Raw genomic sequence first — 21,333 nt, 5'->3', positions numbered from 1 at the left:
CGTCACGCGGCGGCCCCGAGTGCGGCGTGGATGCGGTCCACGCGGTCCTGCACCAGCGCGGCGACCCCGTCCGGGCCGTCGGTCAGCAACCCGCGCGACTCGTTCACCAGGACCTGCTCGGCCCGCGCACCGTACCGGGCGCGCAGGTCCTCGATCCGGGCACCCTGGGCACCGAAGCCCGGGGCGAGCACCGGCGCGTTGCCGATGGCGCCCGCGTCGATGCCGAAGTCGTCGAGGTCGAGGGTGGCGCCGAGCACGAGCCCGACGTCCCCGAGCGGCTGCTCGCCGCCGGTCCGGTTGTCGTCTGCCACAGCAAGGACGATACCGGCAGCGACGGACCGTCCGGCACGCGGCCCCTCGGCGAGCACGGCCGTCTGGAGCACGCGCGCCTCCGGATTGCTCGTCGCCGCGAGCACGAAGACGCCCGCACCGTTCCGTCGGGCGACGTCGACCGTGCCGGCGAGGGACCCGTACCCGAGGTACGGCGAGACCGTCATCGCGTCCGCCCGGAACGGCCCGTCGCGGTCGAGCCACGCGAGCGCGTAGTCGTCGCCGGTCGAGCCGATGTCGCCCCGCTTCACGTCGGCGACGACCAGGAGGCCCGCATCGCGTGCCCGACGCAGGGTCGCGTCGAGCGCGCGGTAGCCGGGGACCCCGGCCGCCTCGAAGAAGGCGATCTGCGGCTTCACGATCGCGGCGCGGCCGGCGGCCGCGTCGACCAGGGTCGCGCCGAAGGCGGTGAGGCCCTGCTCGTCGCGGCCGAGCCCCCACGCCGCCAGGGTGGCGGCGTGGGGGTCGATGCCGACGCACAGGGGAGAACGCTCCCCCACGGCGGCGGCGAGGCGGACACCGAAGGAGGCCGGGCCTCCCGTCCGTCCGTCGCTCACCAGGTCGCGCGCTCGAGCGCGTAGTCCTGCAGGCTGCGGGCGCTGAGCGGGGTGCCGATCGTCTCGATCGCGGCGACGGCCGCACCGAGCTGCGCGATCGTCGTGAAGAGCGGCTTGTCCGCGGCGACCGTGGCCGCACGGATCTCGTAGCCGTCCGCACGACCGGCGGCGCCGGAGGGCGTGTTGATGACGATGTCGACCGCGTCGCGGGCGAGCAGGTCGACCACGCTCTCACCGCCCTCGCTGTACTTGCCGACCAGGGTGACCTCGATGCCGTTGCGGCGCAGGACCTCGGCGGTCCCCTCGGTCGCGGTGATCGTGAAGCCGAGCTGCTGCAGGCGGTGCACGGGCAGGACGACCTGGCGCTTGTCGGTGTCCGCGACGCTCACGAAGACCGTGCCGCTCGTCGGCAGGCCGCCGTACGCGGCGTCCTGCGACTTGAGGAACGCCCGCGGGAAGTCGCGGTCGATGCCCATCACCTCGCCCGTGGAGCGCATCTCGGGGCTGAGCACCGAGTCGACGACCTGGCCGTCGTGGGTGCGGAAGCGGCGGAAGGGCAGCACGGCCTCCTTGACGGCGACCGGTGCCTGCGGCGGCACCGAGGAGCCGTCCCGCTCCGGCAGCATCCCCTCGGCGACGAGCGCGTCGATCGAGGTGCCGGTCATCACGCGGGAGGCCGCCTTGGCGAGCGGGATGCCGAGTGCCTTCGACACGAACGGGACCGTGCGGCTGGCGCGCGGGTTCGCCTCGAGGACGTAGAGCACGCCCGCACCGATCGCGAACTGCACGTTCAGCAGGCCCTGCACGCCGATGCCGCGGGCGATCTTCTCGGTGGCCTCGACCACGCCGCGGATCTCCGCCTTGCCGAGTCCGACCGGCGGCAGGGTGCAGGCCGAGTCGCCGGAGTGGATGCCGGCCTCCTCGATGTGCTCCATGATGCCGCCGACGTAGAGCCGCTCGCCGTCGAAGAGCGCGTCGACGTCGATCTCCACCGCGTCGTCGAGGAACCGGTCGACCAGCAGCGGCAGGTCCGGACCGATGATCGCCTGGTCGGCCATCCGGTCGAAGTAGTCCGCCAGGGCGGCCGGGTCGTAGACGATCTCCATGCCGCGTCCGCCGAGCACGAAGGACGGGCGGACGAGGACCGGGTAGCCGATCTCCTCGGCGACCGCGGTCGCGCTCGCGAGGTCGTGGGCCGTGCCGTTCCGCGGTGCGAGCAGCCCGGCCTGCTCGAGGATCGCGGCGAACTGGCCACGCTCCTCGGCGGAGTCGATCGCGCTCGGGGTCGTGCCGAGGATCGGGATGCCGACGGCCTCGAGGGGCTTCGCCAGGCCGAGGGCGGTCTGCCCGCCGAGCTGGACGACGACGCCGACGAGCTCACCGGAGGCCGCCTCGGCCTCGATGACCTCGAGGACGTCCTCGGTGGTGAGCGGCTCGAAGTAGAGCCGGTCCGAGGTGTCGTAGTCGGTGGAGACCGTCTCGGGGTTGCAGTTGATCATGATCGTCTCGTAGCCGGCGTCGCTCAGTGCGAACGAGGCGTGCACGCACGAGTAGTCGAACTCGACGCCCTGACCGATGCGGTTCGGGCCGGAGCCGAGGATGACGACCTTCTTCCGGTCGCTCGGGGCGACCTCGGTCTCGGCGTCGTACGACGAGTAGTGGTACGGCGTGAGGGCCGGGAACTCACCGGCGCAGGTGTCCACCGTCTTGAAGACCGGGCGGATGCCGAGCGCGTGACGGGCGTCGCGCGCCTCCTGCTCGGAGATGCCGCGCAGGGACGCGATCTGGGCGTCGCTGAAGCCGTGCTCCTTCGCCCACCGCAGGGTGTCCGCGTCGAGCGTCTCCGCAGCACGCACCTCGTCGGCGACCTCGTTGATGAGGACGATCTGGTCGATGAACCACGGGTCGATCTTCGTGGCCTCGAACACCTCGTCCGCGGTGGCGCCGGCGACCAGGGCCTGCTGCACGGTCACGATGCGGCCGTCGGTCGGCACCTGGGCCTTCGACAGCAGCGCGTCCTTGTCGAGCTCGGCCGCCGGGGTGTCCCAGTGGAAGCTCGACCCGCGCTTCTCGAGGCTCCGCAGGGACTTCTGCAGCGCCGTTGCGTAGTTGCGGCCGATGGCCATCGCCTCGCCGACGCTCTTCATGGTGGTGGTCAGGGTGGCGTCGGCCGCCGGGAACTTCTCGAACGCGAACCGCGGGGTCTTCACGACCACGTAGTCGAGCGTCGGCTCGAAGCTCGCCGGCGTCACACGGGTGATGTCGTTCTCGATCTCGTCGAGGCGGTACCCGATCGCGAGCTTCGCGGCGATCTTCGCGATCGGGAAGCCGGTCGCCTTCGACGCGAGCGCGGACGAGCGCGACACGCGGGGGTTCATCTCGATGACGATCAGGCGCCCGTTCGACGGGTCCACGGCGAACTGGATGTTGCAGCCGCCGGTGTCGACACCGACGCGACGGATGATGTCGATGCCGATGTTCCGCATGTTCTGGTACTCGCGGTCGGTCAGCGTCAGCGCCGGGGCGACGGTGATCGAGTCGCCCGTGTGCACGCCCACGGGGTCGACGTTCTCGATCGAGCAGATCACGACCGTGTTGTCGAAGTTGTCCCGCATGAGCTCGAGCTCGTACTCCTTCCAGCCGAGGATCGACTCCTCGAGGAGCACCTCGGTGGTCGGGCTCGACTGCAGGCCGTCGCCGACGAAGCGGACGAGCTCCTCCTCGTTGTACGCGAAGCCGGAGCCGAGACCACCCATGGTGAAGGACGGCCGGACGACGAGCGGGTAGCCGAGGTCCTGCGCGAACGCCTTCGCCTCGTCCAGCGTGTGCGCGATGTGGCTGCGGGCGACGTCGGCACCGGACTCGAGCACGAGCTCCTTGAAGAGCTGGCGGTCCTCGCCGCGCTGGATGGCGTCGACCTTGGCGCCGATGAGCTCGACGTCGTACTTGTCGAGGATGCCCTCGGAGTCGAGCTTGATCGCCGCGTTGAGCGCCGTCTGCCCGCCGAGCGTCGGCAGGACCGCGTCCGGGCGCTCGATCTTGATGATCTCCTCGAGCGAGGCGCTCGTGATCGGCTCGATGTACGTCGCGTCGGCGAAGTCGGGGTCGGTCATGATCGTCGCCGGGTTCGGGTTGACGAGGATGACCCGGACGCCCTCGGCGCGGAGGACGCGGCACGCCTGGGTGCCGGAGTAGTCGAACTCGGCGGCCTGACCGATGACGATCGGGCCCGAGCCGATGACGAGGACGGAGTTGATGTCTGCGCGCTTCGGCATCAGTTGCTGCTTTCGTTCTGCGCGGCCGACGCGCCGGCGTCGGTCGTCGGGTCGGCTGCGGGGGTCGTGGCGGTGGCGGTCGCCGCGTCGAGCGGCTCCCCGTCGCGTCGCGCACGGACCAGGTCCGCGAACCGGTCGAACAGGTACATGGAGTCGTGCGGGCCGGCCGCCGCCTCGGGGTGGTACTGCACGCTGAACGCGGGCACGTCGAGCGCGCGGAGGCCCTCGACCACGTCGTCGTTCAGGGAGTAGTGCGAGACCTCGACCCGCCCGAACCCGGCCGGCGACTCGAGCACCTCGCCCAGGGGCGCGTCGACCGCGAAGCCGTGGTTCTGGCTCGTGATCTCGACCTTGCCGGTGGCGGTGTCGAGCACGGGCTGGTTGATGCCGCGGTGGCCGAACGGCAGCTTGTACGTGCCGAAGCCGAGCGCGCGACCGAGGAGCTGGTTGCCGAAGCAGATGCCGAAGAACGGGCGGCCGGTCCGCAGGGACTCCTGCAGCAGGGACACCTGCGCGTCGCTCGCGGCGGGGTCACCCGGGCCGTTCGAGTAGAACAGCGCGTCCGGGTCGAGCTGCTGCAGCGCCTCGGACGTGATGTCCTGCGGCACGACGTGCACCTCGAACCCGCGCTCGGCGAGGTAGCGGGTGGTCGAGGCCTTGACACCGAGGTCGAGCACGGCGAGCCGGCCGATCTGCTCGCCGACGGCGGGGACCATGTAGGTCTCCGGGGTCGACACGATCGACGAGAAGCTCGCGCCGGTCATCGCGGCCTGCTCGCGCACGGCCCGGAGCTGCTCCTCGGCGGACAGGTCCGCGTCGGCGCCGCTGAACACGCCGCCCTTCATGGCGCCGGCGTCGCGGATCCGGCGGGTGAGCGCGCGCGTGTCGATCCCGGAGATGCCGACGATGCCGTCGCGCACCAGGTGGTCGTCCAGCGTCGCGTTCGCGCGGTGGTTCGACACGACGCGGCTGGGGTCGCGCACCACGTACCCGGCGACCCAGATGCGACGGGACTCGGGGTCCTCGTCGTTGACACCGGTGTTGCCGATGTGCGGCGCGGTCTGCACCACGATCTGTCCGGCGTAGGACGGGTCGGTCAGCGTCTCCTGGTAGCCGGTCATGCCGGTGGCGAAGACGACCTCTCCCAGGGATCGGCCTCGGGCGCCGTACGCCCGTCCGTCGTAGCGGGTGCCGTCCTCGAGGACCAGTACGGCCCGTTCGCGTGTCATCAGTTCGTCCCTTCGCCCGCGGTGTGCGGGTGTTCGTGCGTCGTCGTCAGTCCCTGCAGGGCGGCGAGTGCTGCTGCGCCGCCCTCCGGGAACCGGAAGTAGGTGTCGAGGTCCGTCGCTGCTGCGGCGCCGGTCGCCGTCCATCGCAGACGGACCAGTCCCCCGGGTTCGACCACGCGGTCGATGGCCGCGGTGGCCCGGTCGGCGCCGCGGACGGCGGTCGCGGCGATCCACCGGTCCTCGGCTCCGGCGTGGTGCAGGACCACGCCGGTGTCGTGCACGGTCACGCCGCCGCGGCCCCGGAACCCGAGACCGCCTGCCGTGATCCGCTCGAGCGGCGCGTCGGCGCGGGTCGTCGCGACCGTGAACCCGTCCCACGACCCGACCGCCGGTCCCAGCCCGGTCGGGACCGGGACCGGAGGCACGGCTGCCGTCTGCGCGCGGGTCCGGGTCCGCCAGGTGCGCGCCATCGCGACGAACAGCGCGGCCACCAGGAGCAGGATCGCCGCTCCGGTCAGCCAGCGCAGCGCGTCGCCGCTCACCGTGTCACCGCCCGGCTCACGCGGACGCCGCCTTCGTCGACCGCGCCGACGGGGTCGCGGCTGCGGCCGCGGCGACGGTCTCGGTGTCGACGAGCACGCCGTCGAGCAGCGTCGGGTAGCCGTGGTGGAAGGTCGCGACCACCCTGCCGGGCAGCCGCATGCCGAGGTACGGCGAGTTCTGCGACTGGCCGTGCAGGTCGTCGACCGAGAACTCCCGCACCGCCGCGGGGTCGTACAGCGTCAGCTCGGCGGGGGCACCCTCGGTGATGCGCTGACCGTGCCCCTCGACCTGGCCGATGCGCGCCGGTGCCTCGGACAGCACGCGGGCGACGTCGGCCCAGTCGAGCCGGCCGTCCTCGACCACGGCGGCGTGCACGACGCTCAGCGCGGACTCGAGCCCGACCATGCCGTTCGCCGCGGCCGGCCACTCGCAGCACTTCGCCTCGGCGGTGTGCGGCGCGTGGTCGGTCGCGACGATGTCGATCGTGCCGTCGGCCAGTGCTCCGCGCAGCGCGTCGACGTCCTCGCGGGAGCGCAACGGTGGGTTCACCTTGTACCGGGCGTCGTACCCGGGTGCGCCGTCGATCCCCGCGATGAGGTCCTCGGTCAGGGTCAGGTGGTGCGGTGTGACCTCGGCGGTGACGTCGATGCCGCGGGACTTCGCCCAGCGGATCACCTCGACGCTGCCGGCGGTCGAGACGTGGCAGACGTGCAGCCGTGCGCCCACGTGGTCGGCGAGCAGGACGTCGCGGGCGATGATCGCCTCCTCGGCGACGGCCGGCCACCCGGCGAGCCCGAGCTCCGACGAGAGCCGGCCCTCGTTCATCTGCGCGCCGATCGTCAGCCGGGGCTCCTGCGCGTGCTGCGCGAGCACACCGCCGAAGCCCTTGACGTACTCGAGCGCCCGGCGCATGAGGAGCGGGTCCGACACGCAGGAGCCGTCGTCCGAGAACACCCGGACCCGGGCGCGCGAGGTCGCCATCGCGCCGATCTCGGACAGGTGCGTGCCCTGCAGCCCCTGGGACACCGCGCCGATCGGGCGGACCGTCACGTACCCGGCGTCGTCGCCGAGCGCCTGCACCTGCTCGACCACACCAGCGGTGTCGGCGACCGGCGACGAGTTCGCCATCGCGTTCACCGCGGTGAAGCCGCCGGCTGCCGCGGCCCGCGAGCCGGTCAGGACGGTCTCCGACTCCTCGGAGCCGGGCTCACGGAGGTGCGTGTGGAGGTCCACGAGCCCGGGCAGGGCGAGCAGACCGTCCGCGTCCACGACCGTCGCGCCGACCGTGTCGAGACCGGAGCCGACCGCGGTGATGCGTCGTCCCTCCAGGCGGATGTCGGCACGCGAGCCGTCGACCAGCTGCGCGCCGCGGATGAGGTGGGCGGTCATGCGACGGGCTCCTTCGGTTCGTGCTCGCCGGTCAGGGCGAGGTACAGGACGGCCATGCGGACCGACACGCCGTTGGCGACCTGCTCGACGACGGTCGAGCGCGGGTCGTCGGCGGCGACGCCGGCGATCTCCAGGCCGCGGTTCATCGGGCCCGGGTGCATGATCAGCGTGCGCTCCGAGAGGGCCGCCGCCCGTGCCGCCGTCAGACCGAAGTGCCGCGTGTACTCGCGCGGGTTCGGGAAGAACGCGTCGTTCATCCGCTCCTGCTGGATGCGGAGCAGCATCACGACGTCCGGGTCCTCCCCGAGGGCGGCGTCCAGGTCGTGGTGCACGGCGGCGCCGAACGGACGGTCGACCGCGGGCAGCAGCGTGGGCGGCGCGGCGAAGGTCACCTCGGCACCGAGCGTGCGCAGCAGCCAGGCGTTGCTCCGGGCGACACGGCTGTGCAGGACGTCGCCGACGATCGCCACGCGGACACCGTCGAGCGCCCGGCCGCGGCTGTCGGTGCCGTGGATCCGTCGGCGCATCGTGAAGGCGTCGAGCAGGGCCTGCGTCGGGTGCTCGTGCGTCCCGTCACCGGCGTTCACGACCGGGACGTCGATCCAGTCGGCCTCGGCGAGGACCCGCGGGGCTCCCGACGCCGAGTGGCGCATGACGATGCCGTCGATGCCCATCGCACCGAGGGTCTGCACGGTGTCCTTCAGCGACTCGCCCTTCGAGACGCTGGAGCCCTTCGCCGCGAAGTTGATGACGTCGGCGGAGAGCCGCTTGGCGGCTGCCTCGAACGAGATGCGGGTCCGGGTCGAGTCCTCGAAGAACAGGTTCACGACGGTCTTGCCGCGGAGGGCCGGGAGCTTCCGGACCTCGCGGGTGTTGACCTCGGCCATCTCCTCGGCGACGTCGAGGATCCGGACGGCCTCGGCGCGCGACAGGTCGGCGGTGGAGAGCAGGTGCTTCACGGGGCGACCCCCTGCTCGTGCCGCGTCGTCTCGTGCTGCGTCGGCTCGTGCTGCTCGATGACGACCTCGTCGGTGCCGTCCGTCTCGGTCAGGCGCAGCGTGACCCGCTCGTCGGCGGCCGTCGGCAGGTTCTTGCCGACGTGGTCCGCCCGGATGGGCAGTTCGCGGTGGCCGCGGTCGACGAGCACCGCGAGCCGCACCGCCCGGGGCCGGCCGATGCCCTGCAGGGCGTCGAGCGCTGCCCGCACGGTGCGACCCGAGTAGAGCACGTCGTCGACCAGCACGACGACCTTGCCGTCGATGCCGCTCGTCGGGATCGTCGTGCGGTGCGGCGCACGACCGATGCCGTGGCCGAGGTCGTCCCGGTGCATCGTGACGTCGAGCGTGCCGAGCCGCTGGTCGCGGTCCGCTGCCCACTCGGGTTCGATGTCGGCCAGGACGCGGTCGAGCCGCTCGGCCAGGACGGCACCCCGTGTCGGGATGCCCAGGAGCACGAGGTCCGAGGCGCCGTGGTTGGCCTCGAGGATCTCGTGCGCGATGCGTGTCAGAGCACGCGTGATGTCGGGGTGTTGCAGGACCGTTCTGGTGCCCACGCCGACCTCCTTCCCCGCCTCACCGGACGGACTTAAAGGATGCTGACGTGGACAACCCTACTCGGACTCCTGGTCCCCCGCGACAGTCCGACCGGACGGTGCGGCAGCCTCGTCGGCGCTCCGACCGGACGGTGCACGGCCGCCCGCGACGGCGCCGAGGACGCCGTTCACGAAGCCGGCCGAGTCCTCCGTCGAGAGCGACTGCGCGAGCTCGACCGCCTCGGCGATCGCGACCGCGTCCGGGACCTCCGGGTTGTACCGGAGCTCCCAGACGCCCATCCGGAGGATGCAGCGGTCGAGGACGGGCATGCGGGCGACGGACCACCCCTGCGCGTGCTCGACGATCACCTTGTCGATCGCCGCGCGGTCGTCGTCGATGCCGGTGACGATCTGCCGGGCGTAGTCCCAGCTCGAGGCGCGCTCGGGCTGGTCGAGGTGCCGTACCGTCTCGGTCGCCAGGACGTCCGCGATCGGGAGCTCACGCACCTCGGCGACGTAGAGCATGTCGAGGGCGCGCTTGCGGGCCTTCGAACGAGCACTCATGTGGTCGGCGCCTAGTTGTTGACGCGGCCGAGGAAGCTGCCGTCGCGCGTGTCGATCTTCACGGTGGTGCCGTTCTCCAGGTACAGCGGCACCTGGATGCGGTGACCGGTCGCGATGATGGTCGCGTCCTTCGTGCCACCGGAGGAACGGTCGCCCTGCAGGCCCGGCTCGGTCTCGACCTCGGTGACGATCGACGTCGGGAGCTCGATGTACAGCGGGTTGCCCTCGTTCATCGCGATGGTGACCATGGCGGACTCGAGCAGGTAGTTCTTGGCGTCGCCGACGACGGTCTCCGACACGGGGACCTGGTCGTACGTGTCGGTGTCCATGAAGACGTAGGACTCGCCGTCCTGGTACAGGTACTGGTAGTCGCGGCGGTCCACGGTCGCGGTGTCGATCTTCGCGCCGGCGTTGAACGTGCGGTCGACGACCTTGCCCGAGACGACGTTCTTGAGCTTGGTGCGGACGAAGGCGCCGCCCTTGCCCGGCTTCACGTGCTGGAACTCGACGACCGACCAGAGCTGCCCGTCGATGATGAGAACGGCGCCGTTCTTGATGTCAGTGGTACTCGCCATGGGTCTTCCGTTCGATGGTGTTGTGAAGGTCTCCCGGACGTGCGTCCGGTCCCGGCGACGGCGGGGTGTGCCCGCGCCGACGCCCCGTCGAGTGTAGCGGACGGGCACGGACCGGCCGGGGCGGGGCGCAGTGCGGGCGGCGGCGCGACTGCCCGGCCGGCCACCCGTGGGTCACCGCCGGCGTCGAGCCCGCCACGCGTCGATCGCGGCCCACACCAGCAGCACCACGGCGGTACCGCCCAGGATCCCGCCAGCGGCACCGGTGGAGAGCACCGCGGTCGGCCGCGCCGGCGAGGCGAGGTACACGATCGCCAGAACGCCGGCACCCGCTCCGAGCAGGACGAGCAGGACGCGCCGGACCAGACCGGAGACCACCTCGCGGTCCCGCCGGTCCGAGAACAGCCGGATGTTCACCGCGAACCTGCCGGTCTCGAGCGCCTCGGTGATCCGGTCGACCCGCCGGGGCAGCTTGCGCGCGGCCGACACCACGCCGAAGAGCTCACGGACCGCGAGGTCCCGGACCGCTCGCGGTCGGAGCTGGTCGCGGATCTGCCGCCTGGCCAGGTCGCGGGACTCCTCGAGCAGGTCGAACGACGGCGCGAGGCTGCGCAGGGTGCCCTCGAAGATCGCCAGCGCGCGGGCCGCGGCGACGAAGTCCGGCGGCGGCTTGAGCCGGTAGCGCCCGAACACGGCGACGGCGTCGTCCACCGTCTCGACGCCGATCCGTGCACCGGGCCCGAGCTCGTCCGCGACGAACGCGGCGATGTCCCGGCGGAAGTCCGGCTCGTCCTCGACGTCGCGCACCGGGGCCATGCGCATCACCGCGTCCGCGATCCGCTCGGTGTCGTCCTGGATGTAGCCGGCGAGCAGGTCCTGCACGGTGCTCCGCAGGCCCGGGTCGAGCCGACCGACGGACCCGAAGTCGATCAGGGCCGGGCGGCCGTCGGGCAGCAGCACGACGTTGCCCGGGTGCAGGTCAGCGTGGTAGATCCCGTCGAAGACGATCTGCCGGAGGAAGGCGTCGAGGACGGCACGCATCGGGGCGTCGAGGTCCTGACCGCCCCCGGCGGCCCGGACCGCGCTGAGCGTCTCGCCCTCGAGGAACTCCATCACCATCACCCGACGCCCGGAGAGGTCGCGGTACGGCTCGGGGTAGGCGACCGCGTCCGGTCGGGCGCTCCGCGCCTGCGCCGCACGCAGTGCGGTGAGGTTCCGCATCTCCGACGTGAAGTCCACCTGCCGCACGAGGTCGTCGGCGTACTGCTGTGCGACGTCCGCGACGCCGACCTGTCGTGCCTCGGTGCTCGTCCGGGCCAGGAACCTGACGACCCGCAGCGCGATGTCGACGTCGCGCCGGACCGCGGCGTCGATCCCGGGTCGCTGGACCTTCACGGCGACGACGGTGCCGTCACGGAGGGTGGCCCGGTGCACCTGCGCGATGGACGCAGCGGCGACCGGTTCGGTGTCGAAGGACGCGAACACCTCGTCGACGGGCGCGCCCAGCTCCTCCTCGAGGAGCGCCGCGACCTCGACCGCGTCGGCGGGGCGGACGCTGCGCTGCAGGTGCGCGAGCCCCTCGGTCCACTCGTCCGGCAGCAGGTCGTCGCGCGTCGACAGGAGCTGTCCCATCTTCACGAACCCGCCGCCCGCCTCCTCGAGGGCGCGACGCAGGTGCTCGGCCTGCCGCCGCCGCAGGTCCGACGTCCCCGGATCGCGTGAGAAGTCGAGCCGTCGGATCGGCACCAGTTCGTGGCGCCGGGCGATCGACAGGAGTTCGGCGAAGCGTCGGGCACGGGTACGCAGGCTGCCGACGGCGGCGTCCTGCTGGCCGAGGTCGCTCAGGCGGGGCGGGGTGGGCACCGCCCCAGTCTGCTCCCCGGGCCTGCGGGCCTGCCCCGTCCCTGCACAGCCGGGAGGCACGGTTCACCGCCCACAGGTCGGCTGACCGGACGCGTCAGGTCAGGTCCACTGCACGACCCTCGTGGCATGGACACTGCACTCACCACCGCCGCGATCGCTGCGACGGCGTCGATCGCCGCAGCCGTCGTCAGCTGGTTCGGCGCGTTCCAGGCGCGACGGTCCGCGGACCGCGACCATGCCTGGACACGGTTCGTCTGGGCGCTCGCTCGTCGACGGGACAGCCCGGAGTACGACATCTCGAAACGTGTGCTCGTGGCACTCGAAGACGTAGCGTGGTGGTCCGAACCGGACCGGCGGCTCGCCACCCAGGCGCTGCGTCGCATCATCGCCGCCGAAGCCCAGCCCGACCCCACCACGACGACCATCGACGGAAGGACCGGATCAGATGCCGCTCCGGAGACCACTCCCTGACGCACCGGATCTCGACCTCGACGGGCGCGAGCAGTACTACGCGTGGGTGAACGGAGCCACCGTCGACGAGTTCCGCGAATGGAAGCGGACCGACGTCCTCACCGTGTCGCTCCGCGTCAAGTGGTGGTGGCGTCGCACACGCCGCAAGCTCCGCTGACCGGACCGGTCGCCGGTGGGCTAGACGCCGACCTCCTGGTACGCGGTGAACAGCAGGTGGTCCTCCGGACCCTCGAGGGTGGCGGGCTTGCCGACCCCGTCGAGGATGATGAAGCGCAGCATGCCCGCTCGTGCCTTCTTGTCGCGCCGCATCGTCGCGAGCAGGCCCTCCCAGCGACCGAGGCCGTAGGTCGTCGGCAGCTCCAGCGACTCGAGGATCGAGCGGTGCCGGTCGACGGTGGCGTCGTCCAGGTGGCCCGTCAACCGGGCGAGCTCCGCGGCGAACACCATGCCGACGGACACCGCCGCGCCGTGTCGCCACTGGTAGCGCTCGGCGTGCTCGATCGCGTGCCCGAGAGTGTGCCCGTAGTTGAGGATCTCCCGACGCCCCTGCTCGGTGAAGTCCTCCGACACCACCTCGGCCTTCAGCGCGATCGCGAGCTCGACCACGCGGCGGAACTCGGGCGTCGTCGGGTCGGTGACGCGGGCGACGTCGGCCTCGATGACGTCCAGGATCTCGGGGACGGCGATGAAGCCGGCCTTCACGATCTCGGCGAACCCGGTGAGCACGTCGTTCCTCGGCAGCGTCCGGACGAGGTCGAGGTCGGCGACCACCGCGCGCGGGTGGTGGAACGCCCCGACCAGGTTCTTGCCCTCGTTGGTGTTGATGCCGGTCTTGCCGCCGACGCTCGCGTCGACCAGCCCGAGCACGCTCGTCGGCATCGCCAGGAACGGCACCCCGCGGAGCCACGTCGCCGCGACGAACCCGGCGAGGTCGGTGACGGCTCCCCCGCCGAGCCCGATGACGGCGTCGGTCCGGGTGAAGTCCGCCTGCCCCATGACCTGCCAGCAGAACGCGGCGACCTCGACGCGCTTGGCGGCCTCGGCGTCCGGGACCTCGGCGATCAGTGCGTCGAGACCGGCCTCGACGAGGACGGCACGCAGCTCGTTCGCCCGCGCTCCCAGGGTCGGTGCGTGCACGATGAGCACCTTCGCAACGCGGGGTCCGAGCAGCGACGGGACCGAGCCGGACAGGTCGTTGCCGACCACGACGAGGGACCCGCCCTCGCCGCCGACCCGGATCTCGGTGGTGCCCTCGGGCAGGTTCGACGCGGTCACGGTGTCCCTCCGGTGGTGTGCTCCTGGTCGGAGCCGATGTGCTCCTCAGCGGAGTCGGTGCGCTCCTCGGCGGAGCCGGTGCGCTCCTCGCCGGAGCCGGTCTGCTGCTCGGTCACCCACGCGACGACGTCCCGGACGACGTGCGACATCGGGCGGCGCGACGTGTCGAACGTCGCGTGTGCGAGCTCGGCGTAGGTCGCCGCCCGCTCGTCGGCGATGGTCTGCCACGCGTCGATCCCGCCCTGCGCGAGGAGCGGCCGGTCGGTCCCCGCGATCCGGGCTGCGACGGCCTCGGGTGACACGGTGAGCAGCACGACCCGGGCGCCACGCAACGCAGCACGGGTGTCCGGGTGCGTCACGGCTCCCCCACCGACGGAGACCACACCGCCGGTCGCGACGGCTGCGCGCACGGCCTCGGCCTCGAGCGCGCGGAACGCCGGCTCACCGCGGTCGGCGAAGATCCCCGGGATCGGGCCGTGCTCCCGCGCGATCACGCGATCGGTGTCCGTGAACGGCACGCCCAGGGCCTTGGCGACGCGCTTGCCGACGCTCGACTTGCCGGCCCCCATCGGCCCGATCACGACGACCGGCGCACCGGTGCCCGCGAGACCGCCGGTGGTCGACGCGTCGGCGCCGCTCACCGGACGGTCGTGGGCTCGGCCGCGCGCGACTCAGCGCCGTCCGTCCGGCGGGTGCGCAGGGTCTCCGGCAGGGCCGCCAGGTACGCGTCGAGGTTGCGCTTCGTCTCGGTCAGGCTGTCGCCGCCGAACTTCTCGAGCACGGCATCGGCGAGCACGAGCGCGACCATGGCCTCGGCGACGACGCCCGATGCCGGTACCGCGCAGACGTCGCTCCGCTGGTGGTGGGCGGCCGCGTCTTCGCCGGTGGCGACGTCGATGGTGTGCAGGGCGTGCGGCACGGTCGCGATGGGCTTCATGCCCGCGCGGACACGGAGCACCGTCCCGGTGGACATGCCGCCCTCGGTCCCGCCGGCGCGGTCGCTCGTCCGGACGATCTCGCCGTCCTCGCGGTACAGCTCGTCGTGCGCCTCGGACCCACGGCGTCCCGCGGTGGCGAACCCGTCGCCGACCTCGACGCCCTTGATCGCCTGGATGCCCATGATCGCCGCGGCGAGTCGTGCGTCGAGACGACGGTCCCAGTGCACGTGGGAGCCGAGCCCCGGCGGGACGCCGTAGAACAGGACCTCGACGACCCCGCCGAGGGTGTCGCCGTCCTTCTTCGCCGCCTCGACCTCGGTGACCATCCGCGCGGAGGTCTCCGGGTCGGCACAGCGGAGCTGGTCCTCGTCCAGGCGGTCGACGTCGTCGGGCAGGGGCAGCGGCGTGCCGTCGGGCACGCGGACGGTGCCGACCTGCAGGGTGTGCGCGATCGAGCGGATGCCGAGCTCGGCCAGGAAGGACTTCGCGACCGCGCCGAGGGCGACCCGCGCCGCCGTCTCGCGAGCGGACGCGCGTTCGAGGATCGGTCGGGCCTCGTCGAACCCGTACTTCTGCATGCCGACCAGGTCGGCGTGTCCGGGACGCGGTCGGGTCAGGGGCGCGCTGCGACCACGGGACATCTCGGTCGACTCGACCGGCTCGGGGCTCATGACCTCGACCCACTTGGGCCACTCGGTGTTGCCGATGCGGATGGCGATCGGGCTGCCGAGCGAGTACCCGTGGCGGACCCCGCCCGAGACGTGGAGCTCGTCCTGCTCGAACTTCATCCGCGACCCGCGCCCGTAGCCGAGCTTCCGACGCGCGAGGTCGGCGCGGATGGACTCGAACGACACCGGGACGCCCGCGGGCAGGCCCTCGAGCATCGCGATGAGTTCGGGTCCGTGGGACTCACCAGCGGTCAACCAACGAAGCATGTCGACCATCCTCCCACAGGGTCCGGTCGTGCGACGCGACCGGACCGCCGCGGGCCTACTGGTACTCGGGGTGTGCGCGGAGCCAGGCCTGGAACTGCTTCACGGCCACCTGGTGCTCCGCGTACGTGTCCGAGAAGACGGTCTCACCCGTGTCGAGGTCGACCGTCACGAAGTAGAGCCACTTCCCGTCGGCCATGTTCGTGACGGCCTTGATGGCCAGGTCGCCGGGGTTCGAGATCGGTGCCGGGGGCAGACCCTTGTGCACGTAGGTGTTGTACGCGTTGCCCGCGTCCGCTCGCTCCTCGTCGGTCGTGGTCACCTTGTGCGTGTTGCCCGTCCCGTAGGCGACGGTCGCGTCCGACTGCAGCGCCATGTCGATGTCGAGCCGGTTCTGGAACACCCGCGCGACCTTCGGGTAGTCGGCAGCCAGGCCGGCCTCCTTCTGCACGAGCGAGGCGAAGACGACGACCCGCTCCTGGTCACCCTCGGCCACGCCGGCGGCGGCCAGGTGCTCCTTCATCGTGTCGACCATCGACTGGAAGTACTGCTTCGCGGTCCACCCGGGGTTGATCGGGTACGTCGCCGGGAAGAGCCATCCCTCGAGCGTCGTCACGCCGGACGGGAGCCCGTACGCCTGCACGTCCTTCGCCGCTGCACTGACCTCGGCCTCGGTCAGCCCCGCCTTCGAGACCATCCCCGCCTCGATGTCCTGCAGCGCGGTCCCCTCGGGGATCACGATCGAGGCCTGGACGCGGTTGTCGGAGTCCTTGAGCGCGTCGAGTGCGGCCTTCGAGCTCATCTCCTTCTTGAGCTCGTACGAGCCCGGCTGGAACGAGACGTCCGGTGAGGTCAACAGCAGCTTGTAGAACACCTTCGAGCTCTTCACGACACCGCTGCGCTGCAGGGTCTTCGCGACGTCCTCGCCGATGTCGCCCTGCTTGATGGTCACGGTGACCTTGCTCGTCCCGTCGCCGGTGTAGTCGTCGGGCTCGCTGGACCCGCCGATCGCACTGAGCACCTGCTGCACCTTGGGTGCGGCGAAGGCGTACGCGCCGACGCCGCCGCCCAGGACGAGGGCGACGATCACGATGCCCGCCACGAGCGGGCCACGTCGCCGCTTCGGCCGCGGTTCGCGTGGCGGCCGGGAGGCTCCCCCGCCTCCGGCACCACGCCCACGTCCGCCTCCGGTACCGCCGGTTCCCGGGTCGGCTCCGGCAGGCCCGCCCGCGGCGGCAGCGGAACCGTCGACGACGCCCGCGTCACGCGTGGCCCGGCCCGGGCCGGCCTCGGCCCGCGCCGCACGCACCGCCTGCGCATCGGGCGCCCGGAGCTCCCCGGTCAGGAGTGCTCGGACGTCCGGGTGGAGCTCGTCGTCCGACCGCGCGACCGGGGCGTCCGCCGGCGATGCCGGTCGCGTCGCCGCCGTCGAGGGCTGCGACGCCGGGTCCTGGTCCGCTGGACGACGACCGTCGGTGTCCTCCGCCGGCGCCCGCCGCGCCCGCTCGGACTCGGCTGCCTCGGCAGCACGCGCCTCACGACGGGACATCGGTCGGTCGGGCTCGGCGTCGGGGTCGGTGGGGCGACGTCGCCGCCCTGCGTCGTCACCGGGCGCGATGATCGCGTCCCAGTCCAGGTCGTCTGCCAAGGGATCCTCGGTCTCTCGGGTCGGGGGCTCCACCTGGGCCCCGTCGGTCCGGGAACGACGGTCTCCCGACCCGTCCCGGGGCCGGTCGGTCAGGGGAGCGTTGCGCCGGGAGCGGCGCTGGACGCACGCTCGTGGTCGAGCGCGTGTTGCAGGATGATAACAGCGGCCGCTTGGTCGATCACGGCGCGGGACTTCTTGGTGTTCTTCCCGGCCTGGTGCAGACCGCGCTGCGCCGTCACCGTCGAGAGCCGTTCGTCGACAAGCCGTACGGTCCGGTGCTCGGCCAGCCGCTCCGCGAAGCCCCTGGCATCGGCGGTCGACGGGGTGTCGTCACCCGACATCGAGAGCGGCAGCCCCACGACGATCTCGAGCACGTCGTACTCGTCGGCCAGTTCGACGATCCGGCGCACGTCGGTCGCCTGGGCCCGGGGCACCGTCTCGACCGGGGTGGCCAGCAGGCCGTCGCGGTCGCAGACCGCGACGCCGATGCGGGCCTTGCCGACGTCGACGCCGAGCCGGCGGCCCGGACGCACCGGCACGATCAGCCCGCCAGTCGTGCGGTCACGGCGCGCAGCGCCGCGGGCAGCGCCGCCGCATCGGTGCCACCGCCCTGGGCGAGGTCGGGCTTGCCGCCGCCACCGCCGCCGAGGACACCGGCTGCCTCCTTGGCGAGGGGACCCGCCTGCATGCCGGCCGACCGCGCCGCGTCGTTCGTCGCGACGATCACCACGGGCTTGCCGCTGATCACGGCACCGAGCACCACGACCGCGGCATCGTCCCCGAGCTGACCGCGCACGCCCGTCGCGAGGGCACGCAGGTCGTCCCCGGACTGCAGGCCGTCGACCGTCTCGGCGACCACGGTGACCGCGCCGACCGTCTCGGCCCGGCGTGCGATCGACGGCACCCGCTGCTGCAGGTTGGCGGACTCGAACTCGGCGATCCGCTTCTGGGCGGTGCGCAGGTCCTCCATCAGGCCCTGCACGCGGGTCGGCAGGTCCTCACGGGGAGCCTTCAGCGCACTCGAGAGCTGCGACACGATCGTCCGCTCGACGGCCAGGTCGCGGAAGCCCTCGAGTCCGACGAGAGCCTCGACGCGACGGTTGGTCGAGCCGACGCTCGACTCCCCGACCAGGTTGACGAGGCCGACCTGCGCGCTGGAGGCGACGTGGGTGCCACCGCAGAGCTCGCGCGACCACGGACCACCGATGTCGACCATGCGGACCTCGGCGCCGTACTTCTCGCCGAACAGCGCCTGCGCACCGAGCGCCTTGGCCTCGTCGAGCGGCAGCACGCGCGTCTGCACCGCGAGGTCCGAGCGGATCGCCGCGTTCACGACCTCCTCGATCTCCGAGCGGGTGGCACCGGAGACCGGCTGCGACCAGGAGAAGTCGAGGCGCATGTAGCCCGACTTGTTGTACGAGCCGGCCTGCAGGGCCTCCGGTCCGAGCACGTCGCGCAGCGCCGCGTTGACCAGGTGCGTCGCCGAGTGCGCCTGGGTCGCGCCGCGGCGGTACTCGCCGTCGACGACCGTCGTGGCGGCGTCACCGACGCCGACCTCGCCGGAGCGGACCTGCACGGTGTGGCTCCAGAGCCCGGCGACCGGGCGCTGCACGTCGAGCACCTCGAGGTCGAAGCCGTTGCCGACGATCGACCCCTGGTCGGCGTCCTGACCGCCGGACTCGGCGTACAGGGACGTCTCACCGAGGATCACCTCGGCGATGTCACCGGCGACGGCGCGGTCGACGCTGACGCCGCCCACGATGATGCCGAGCACGGCGGACTCGGCCTCGAGCGCGTCGTAGCCCAGGAAGACCGTCTCGCCCTTCGCGCGGAAGGCGCTGTAGACACTGAGGTCGGCGAGGGCGGTCTTCTTGCTCTTCGCGTCGGCCTTGGCGCGGGCACGCTGCTCCGACATCAGGGTCTCGAACGCCCCGCGGTCGACCCGGACGCCGGCCTCGTCCGCCATCTCCATCGTCAGGTCGATCGGGAAGCCGAACGTGTCGTGGAGGAGGAACGCGGTGTCGCCGCCGATCGAGGGGGCACCGTCCTGCTTCGCGCGCTCGACCGCGACGTCGAGGATCGTGGTGCCCTGCGCCAGCGTGCGGAGGAACGTCTCCTCCTCCGCGTAGGCGATCCGGGCGATCCGGTCGTAGTCACCGGCGACCTCCGGGTAGGCCTCGCGCATGGCGTCGCGCGACGCCGGGAAGAGCTGCGGGAAGGTCGCACCCTCGACGCCGAGCAGGCGCATGGCGCGCACCGTGCGGCGGAGCAGACGGCGGAGGATGTACCCGCGGCCCTCGTTCGACGGGGTGACGCCGTCCGCGATGAGCATGAGCGACGACCGGACGTGGTCGGCGATGACCCGCATCCGGACGTCGTCCTCGTGCACGGCGCCGTACTGACGGCCCGAGATCGCTGCGGCGCGGTCCAGCACCGGACGCACCTGGTCGATCTCGTACATGTTGTCGACGCCCTGCTTGATGAAGGCGACGCGCTCGAGCCCCATGCCCGTGTCGATGTTCTTGTTCGGCAGTTCGCCGGTGATCGTGAAGTCGTACTTCGACCGGACGTCGGCGATCTGGTACTGCATGAACACCAGGTTCCAGATCTCGACGTAGCGGTCGTCGTCGGTCGCCGGGCCGCCGTCGATGCCGTACTCCGGGCCGCGGTCGAAGAAGATCTCGGAGCACGGGCCGGCGGGTCCGGGCTGCCCGGTCGACCAGTAGTTGGTGTCCTTGCCGAGGCGCTGGATCCGGTCGTCCGGCAGCGACGAGTGCTGCTTCCAGAAGGCGATCGCCTCGTCGTCGTCCTCGTAGACCGTGACCCACAGGTCGTCGGCCGAGAACCCGAGGCCGCCGTCCGACTCCGGCGTCGTCAGGAACTGCCAGGCGTACTGGATCGCCTGCTCCTTGAAGTAGTCCCCGAAGGAGAAGTTGCCGTTCATCTGGAAGAACGTGCCGTGCCGAGGGGTCTTGCCGACCTCCTCGATGTCGTTGGTCCGGATGCACTTCTGCACGCTCGTCGCGCGCGGGTACGGTGCGGGGACCAACCCGGTCAGGTACGGGATGAACGGGACCATGCCGGCGACCGTGAAGAGCAGCGACGGGTCGTCCGAGACGAGCGACGCGGACGGGACGACGGTGTGTCCGCGGTCGCCGAAGAACTGGAGCCAACGGCGGCGGATCTCTGCGGTCTGCATGGTGCTTCCTGATTCAGGTCGGCGGAGGGTGCGTGGGAGCTGGGGCGCGGTGACGCTCAGGCGTCGGTGCGGAGTTCGGCCTCGCGGGAGCGGTACCCGTCGGCGACGGCGTCGGTGAACGCCTTCGTCCTGGCGTTCACGTCCGCGAAGAGGCGGGCGCCGCCGGGTGTGTTCGCGATCCGGTGCGCGGCGGCGAAGCCGATGACGACGCCGACGGCGACGAAGAACAGCTGCTTCACGGTGCCTCTCCCTCTCCCTCTCGCGCACGCGAGCGGTGCGTGCCCGAACGAGTGTAGTGGCGTGGGACGGCCGGGACGCCGAACGGCGGGCCGTCCTCCTGAGAGGACGACCCGCCGTTCGGGCGTGATCCGTGGATCAGCGAGCTGCGTAGTACTCGACGACGAGCTGCACTTCACAGGTCACGGGGACCTCGGCGCGCTTCGGGCGACGGACCAGGCGGGCCTGGAGCTTCTCGATCTCGACCTCGAGGTAGCCCGGGACCTTCGGCAGGACCTCGAGGTGACCACCGGCAGCGGCGACCTGGAGGGGCTCGAGGGACTCGGAGCGCTGCTTGACGTGGATCATCTGGCCCTCCTTCACACGGAAGGAGGGACGGTCGACGAGCTTGCCGTCGACCAGGATGTGACGGTGCACGATCAGCTGGCGCGCCTGCGCGGTGGTGCGGGCGAAGCCGGCACGCAGCACGAGGGCGTCGAGGCGCTGCTCGAGGAGCTCGACCAGGTTCTCACCGGTCAGGCCCTTCGTCTTGCGGGCCTCTTCGAAGACGATGCGGAGCTGCTTCTCGCGGATGCCGTACTGGGCGCGCAGACGCTGCTTCTCACGGAGGCGGACGGCGTAGTCGCTGTCCGCACGACGGCGGGTACGGCCGTGCTCACCGGGGCCGTAGGGGCGCTTCTCGAGGTAGCGGGCCGCCTTCGGCGTCAGCGGGATGCCGAGCGCGCGCGAGAGGCGGGTCTTGCTGCGGGTGCGTGACTTGGTAGACACAGGGTCCTTTTC

19 protein-coding genes are annotated in these 21,333 nt (G+C 71.9%); 1 reads left to right on the top strand and 18 read right to left on the bottom strand.

The features are described 5' to 3' along the window. Window positions 1-2 precede the first annotated feature (2 nt). The 10 genes from pyrF to ACIP6W_RS08505 form a co-directional block, all read right to left on the bottom strand. On the bottom strand, window positions 3-887 hold the full coding sequence (gene pyrF / locus ACIP6W_RS08550) for an orotidine-5'-phosphate decarboxylase (protein WP_081984888.1): 885 nt from the start codon (window positions 885-887) through the stop codon (window positions 3-5). Further along, a complete protein-coding gene (gene carB / locus ACIP6W_RS08545; protein WP_209682462.1) occupies window positions 884-4,162 on the bottom strand; it encodes a carbamoyl-phosphate synthase large subunit in 3,279 nt (1,092 codons plus the stop codon). Before carB ends, pyrF begins: the two co-directional genes overlap by 4 nt. After that, a complete protein-coding gene (gene carA, locus ACIP6W_RS08540; protein WP_400429047.1) occupies window positions 4,162-5,391 on the bottom strand; it encodes a glutamine-hydrolyzing carbamoyl-phosphate synthase small subunit in 1,230 nt (409 codons plus the stop codon). The genes carB and carA overlap by 1 nt, the downstream gene beginning before the upstream one ends. Then, a complete protein-coding gene (locus ACIP6W_RS08535) occupies window positions 5,391-5,933 on the bottom strand; it encodes a hypothetical protein (protein ID WP_251155037.1) in 543 nt (180 codons plus the stop codon). The genes carA and ACIP6W_RS08535 overlap by 1 nt, the downstream gene beginning before the upstream one ends. A gap of 16 nt (window positions 5,934-5,949) precedes the next feature. Further along, window positions 5,950-7,323 (bottom strand): dihydroorotase, encoded by a 1,374-nt coding sequence (locus tag ACIP6W_RS08530; RefSeq protein WP_209682454.1) that lies wholly within the window; start codon window positions 7,321-7,323, stop codon window positions 5,950-5,952. Further along, on the bottom strand, window positions 7,320-8,282 hold the full coding sequence (locus ACIP6W_RS08525; RefSeq protein WP_400429045.1) for an aspartate carbamoyltransferase catalytic subunit: 963 nt from the start codon (window positions 8,280-8,282) through the stop codon (window positions 7,320-7,322). The genes ACIP6W_RS08530 and ACIP6W_RS08525 overlap by 4 nt, the downstream gene beginning before the upstream one ends. Then, complete coding sequence (gene pyrR, locus ACIP6W_RS08520) at window positions 8,279-8,875, bottom strand: bifunctional pyr operon transcriptional regulator/uracil phosphoribosyltransferase PyrR (RefSeq protein ID WP_209682451.1); 597 nt, start codon at window positions 8,873-8,875, stop codon at window positions 8,279-8,281. Before pyrR ends, ACIP6W_RS08525 begins: the two co-directional genes overlap by 4 nt. Before the next feature lie 57 nt (window positions 8,876-8,932). Further along, window positions 8,933-9,418, bottom strand: coding sequence for a transcription antitermination factor NusB (gene nusB, locus ACIP6W_RS08515; RefSeq protein ID WP_066654543.1), 486 nt, complete (start codon window positions 9,416-9,418; stop codon window positions 8,933-8,935). 11 nt (window positions 9,419-9,429) lie between these two features. Continuing rightward, the gene (gene efp, locus ACIP6W_RS08510; RefSeq protein WP_058729119.1) at window positions 9,430-9,993 is read right to left on the bottom strand and encodes an elongation factor P; all 564 of its coding nucleotides are present in this window, start codon (window positions 9,991-9,993) and stop codon (window positions 9,430-9,432) included. A gap of 171 nt (window positions 9,994-10,164) precedes the next feature. Then, on the bottom strand, window positions 10,165-11,853 hold the full coding sequence (locus ACIP6W_RS08505) for an ABC1 kinase family protein (RefSeq protein ID WP_400429043.1): 1,689 nt from the start codon (window positions 11,851-11,853) through the stop codon (window positions 10,165-10,167). Window positions 11,854-11,979: 126 nt separating this feature from the next. Here ACIP6W_RS08505 and ACIP6W_RS08500 point away from each other — a divergent pair, with 126 nt between their 5' ends. After that, window positions 11,980-12,324, top strand: coding sequence for a hypothetical protein (locus ACIP6W_RS08500; RefSeq protein WP_066654547.1), 345 nt, complete (start codon window positions 11,980-11,982; stop codon window positions 12,322-12,324). 177 nt (window positions 12,325-12,501) lie between these two features. Here the strand turns inward: ACIP6W_RS08500 and aroB are convergent, their stop codons facing one another. The 8 genes from aroB to rpsD form a co-directional block, all read right to left on the bottom strand. Further along, window positions 12,502-13,599 (bottom strand): 3-dehydroquinate synthase, encoded by a 1,098-nt coding sequence (gene aroB, locus ACIP6W_RS08495; protein WP_200884091.1) that lies wholly within the window; start codon window positions 13,597-13,599, stop codon window positions 12,502-12,504. Beyond that, the gene (locus ACIP6W_RS08490; RefSeq protein ID WP_400429041.1) at window positions 13,596-14,240 is read right to left on the bottom strand and encodes a shikimate kinase; all 645 of its coding nucleotides are present in this window, start codon (window positions 14,238-14,240) and stop codon (window positions 13,596-13,598) included. Before ACIP6W_RS08490 ends, aroB begins: the two co-directional genes overlap by 4 nt. Then, the gene (aroC, locus tag ACIP6W_RS08485) at window positions 14,237-15,472 is read right to left on the bottom strand and encodes a chorismate synthase (RefSeq protein WP_066658306.1); all 1,236 of its coding nucleotides are present in this window, start codon (window positions 15,470-15,472) and stop codon (window positions 14,237-14,239) included. The genes ACIP6W_RS08490 and aroC overlap by 4 nt, the downstream gene beginning before the upstream one ends. A gap of 55 nt (window positions 15,473-15,527) precedes the next feature. Then, complete coding sequence (gene mltG, locus ACIP6W_RS08480; RefSeq protein WP_251155041.1) at window positions 15,528-17,117, bottom strand: endolytic transglycosylase MltG; 1,590 nt, start codon at window positions 17,115-17,117, stop codon at window positions 15,528-15,530. An 89-nt stretch (window positions 17,118-17,206) separates the two neighbouring features. Further along, a complete protein-coding gene (ruvX, locus tag ACIP6W_RS08475; RefSeq protein WP_066658313.1) occupies window positions 17,207-17,650 on the bottom strand; it encodes a Holliday junction resolvase RuvX in 444 nt (147 codons plus the stop codon). Between the two features lie 8 nt (window positions 17,651-17,658). Next, entirely contained in the window at window positions 17,659-20,316 is a 2,658-nt protein-coding gene (gene alaS / locus ACIP6W_RS08470) for an alanine--tRNA ligase (protein WP_251155042.1), read from the bottom strand. A 56-nt stretch (window positions 20,317-20,372) separates the two neighbouring features. Then, window positions 20,373-20,555, bottom strand: a complete 183-nt coding sequence (locus tag ACIP6W_RS08465; protein ID WP_066654557.1) for a hypothetical protein — start codon at window positions 20,553-20,555, stop codon at window positions 20,373-20,375. Window positions 20,556-20,691: 136 nt separating this feature from the next. Continuing rightward, window positions 20,692-21,321 (bottom strand): 30S ribosomal protein S4, encoded by a 630-nt coding sequence (rpsD, locus tag ACIP6W_RS08460; RefSeq protein WP_066654559.1) that lies wholly within the window; start codon window positions 21,319-21,321, stop codon window positions 20,692-20,694. Window positions 21,322-21,333 lie beyond the last annotated feature (12 nt).

This window comes from Curtobacterium sp. NPDC088465, from assembly GCF_044753165.1.
Classification (GTDB): Bacteria; Actinomycetota; Actinomycetes; order Actinomycetales; family Microbacteriaceae; genus Curtobacterium.
The sequence above is the reverse complement of the archived record's forward strand: the minus strand, read 5'-3'. Positions and strand labels throughout refer to the sequence as shown.

Bases quoted from the DNA above. Each gene is read 5' to 3' on its own strand.
- carB (WP_209682462.1), bottom strand. From the start codon at position 4,162: ATGCCGAAGCGCGCAGACATCAACTCCGTCCTCGTCATCGGCTCGGGC.
- carA (WP_400429047.1), bottom strand. From the start codon at position 5,391: ATGACACGCGAACGGGCCGTACTGGTCCTCGAGGACGGCACCCGCTAC.
- ACIP6W_RS08530 (WP_209682454.1), bottom strand. From the start codon at position 7,323: ATGACCGCCCACCTCATCCGCGGCGCGCAGCTGGTCGACGGCTCGCGT.
- nusB (WP_066654543.1), bottom strand. From the start codon at position 9,418: ATGAGTGCTCGTTCGAAGGCCCGCAAGCGCGCCCTCGACATGCTCTAC.
- efp (WP_058729119.1), bottom strand. From the start codon at position 9,993: ATGGCGAGTACCACTGACATCAAGAACGGCGCCGTTCTCATCATCGAC.
- ACIP6W_RS08500 (WP_066654547.1), top strand. From the start codon at position 11,980: ATGGACACTGCACTCACCACCGCCGCGATCGCTGCGACGGCGTCGATC.
- aroC (WP_066658306.1), bottom strand. From the start codon at position 15,472: ATGCTTCGTTGGTTGACCGCTGGTGAGTCCCACGGACCCGAACTCATC.
- alaS (WP_251155042.1), bottom strand. From the start codon at position 20,316: ATGCAGACCGCAGAGATCCGCCGCCGTTGGCTCCAGTTCTTCGGCGAC.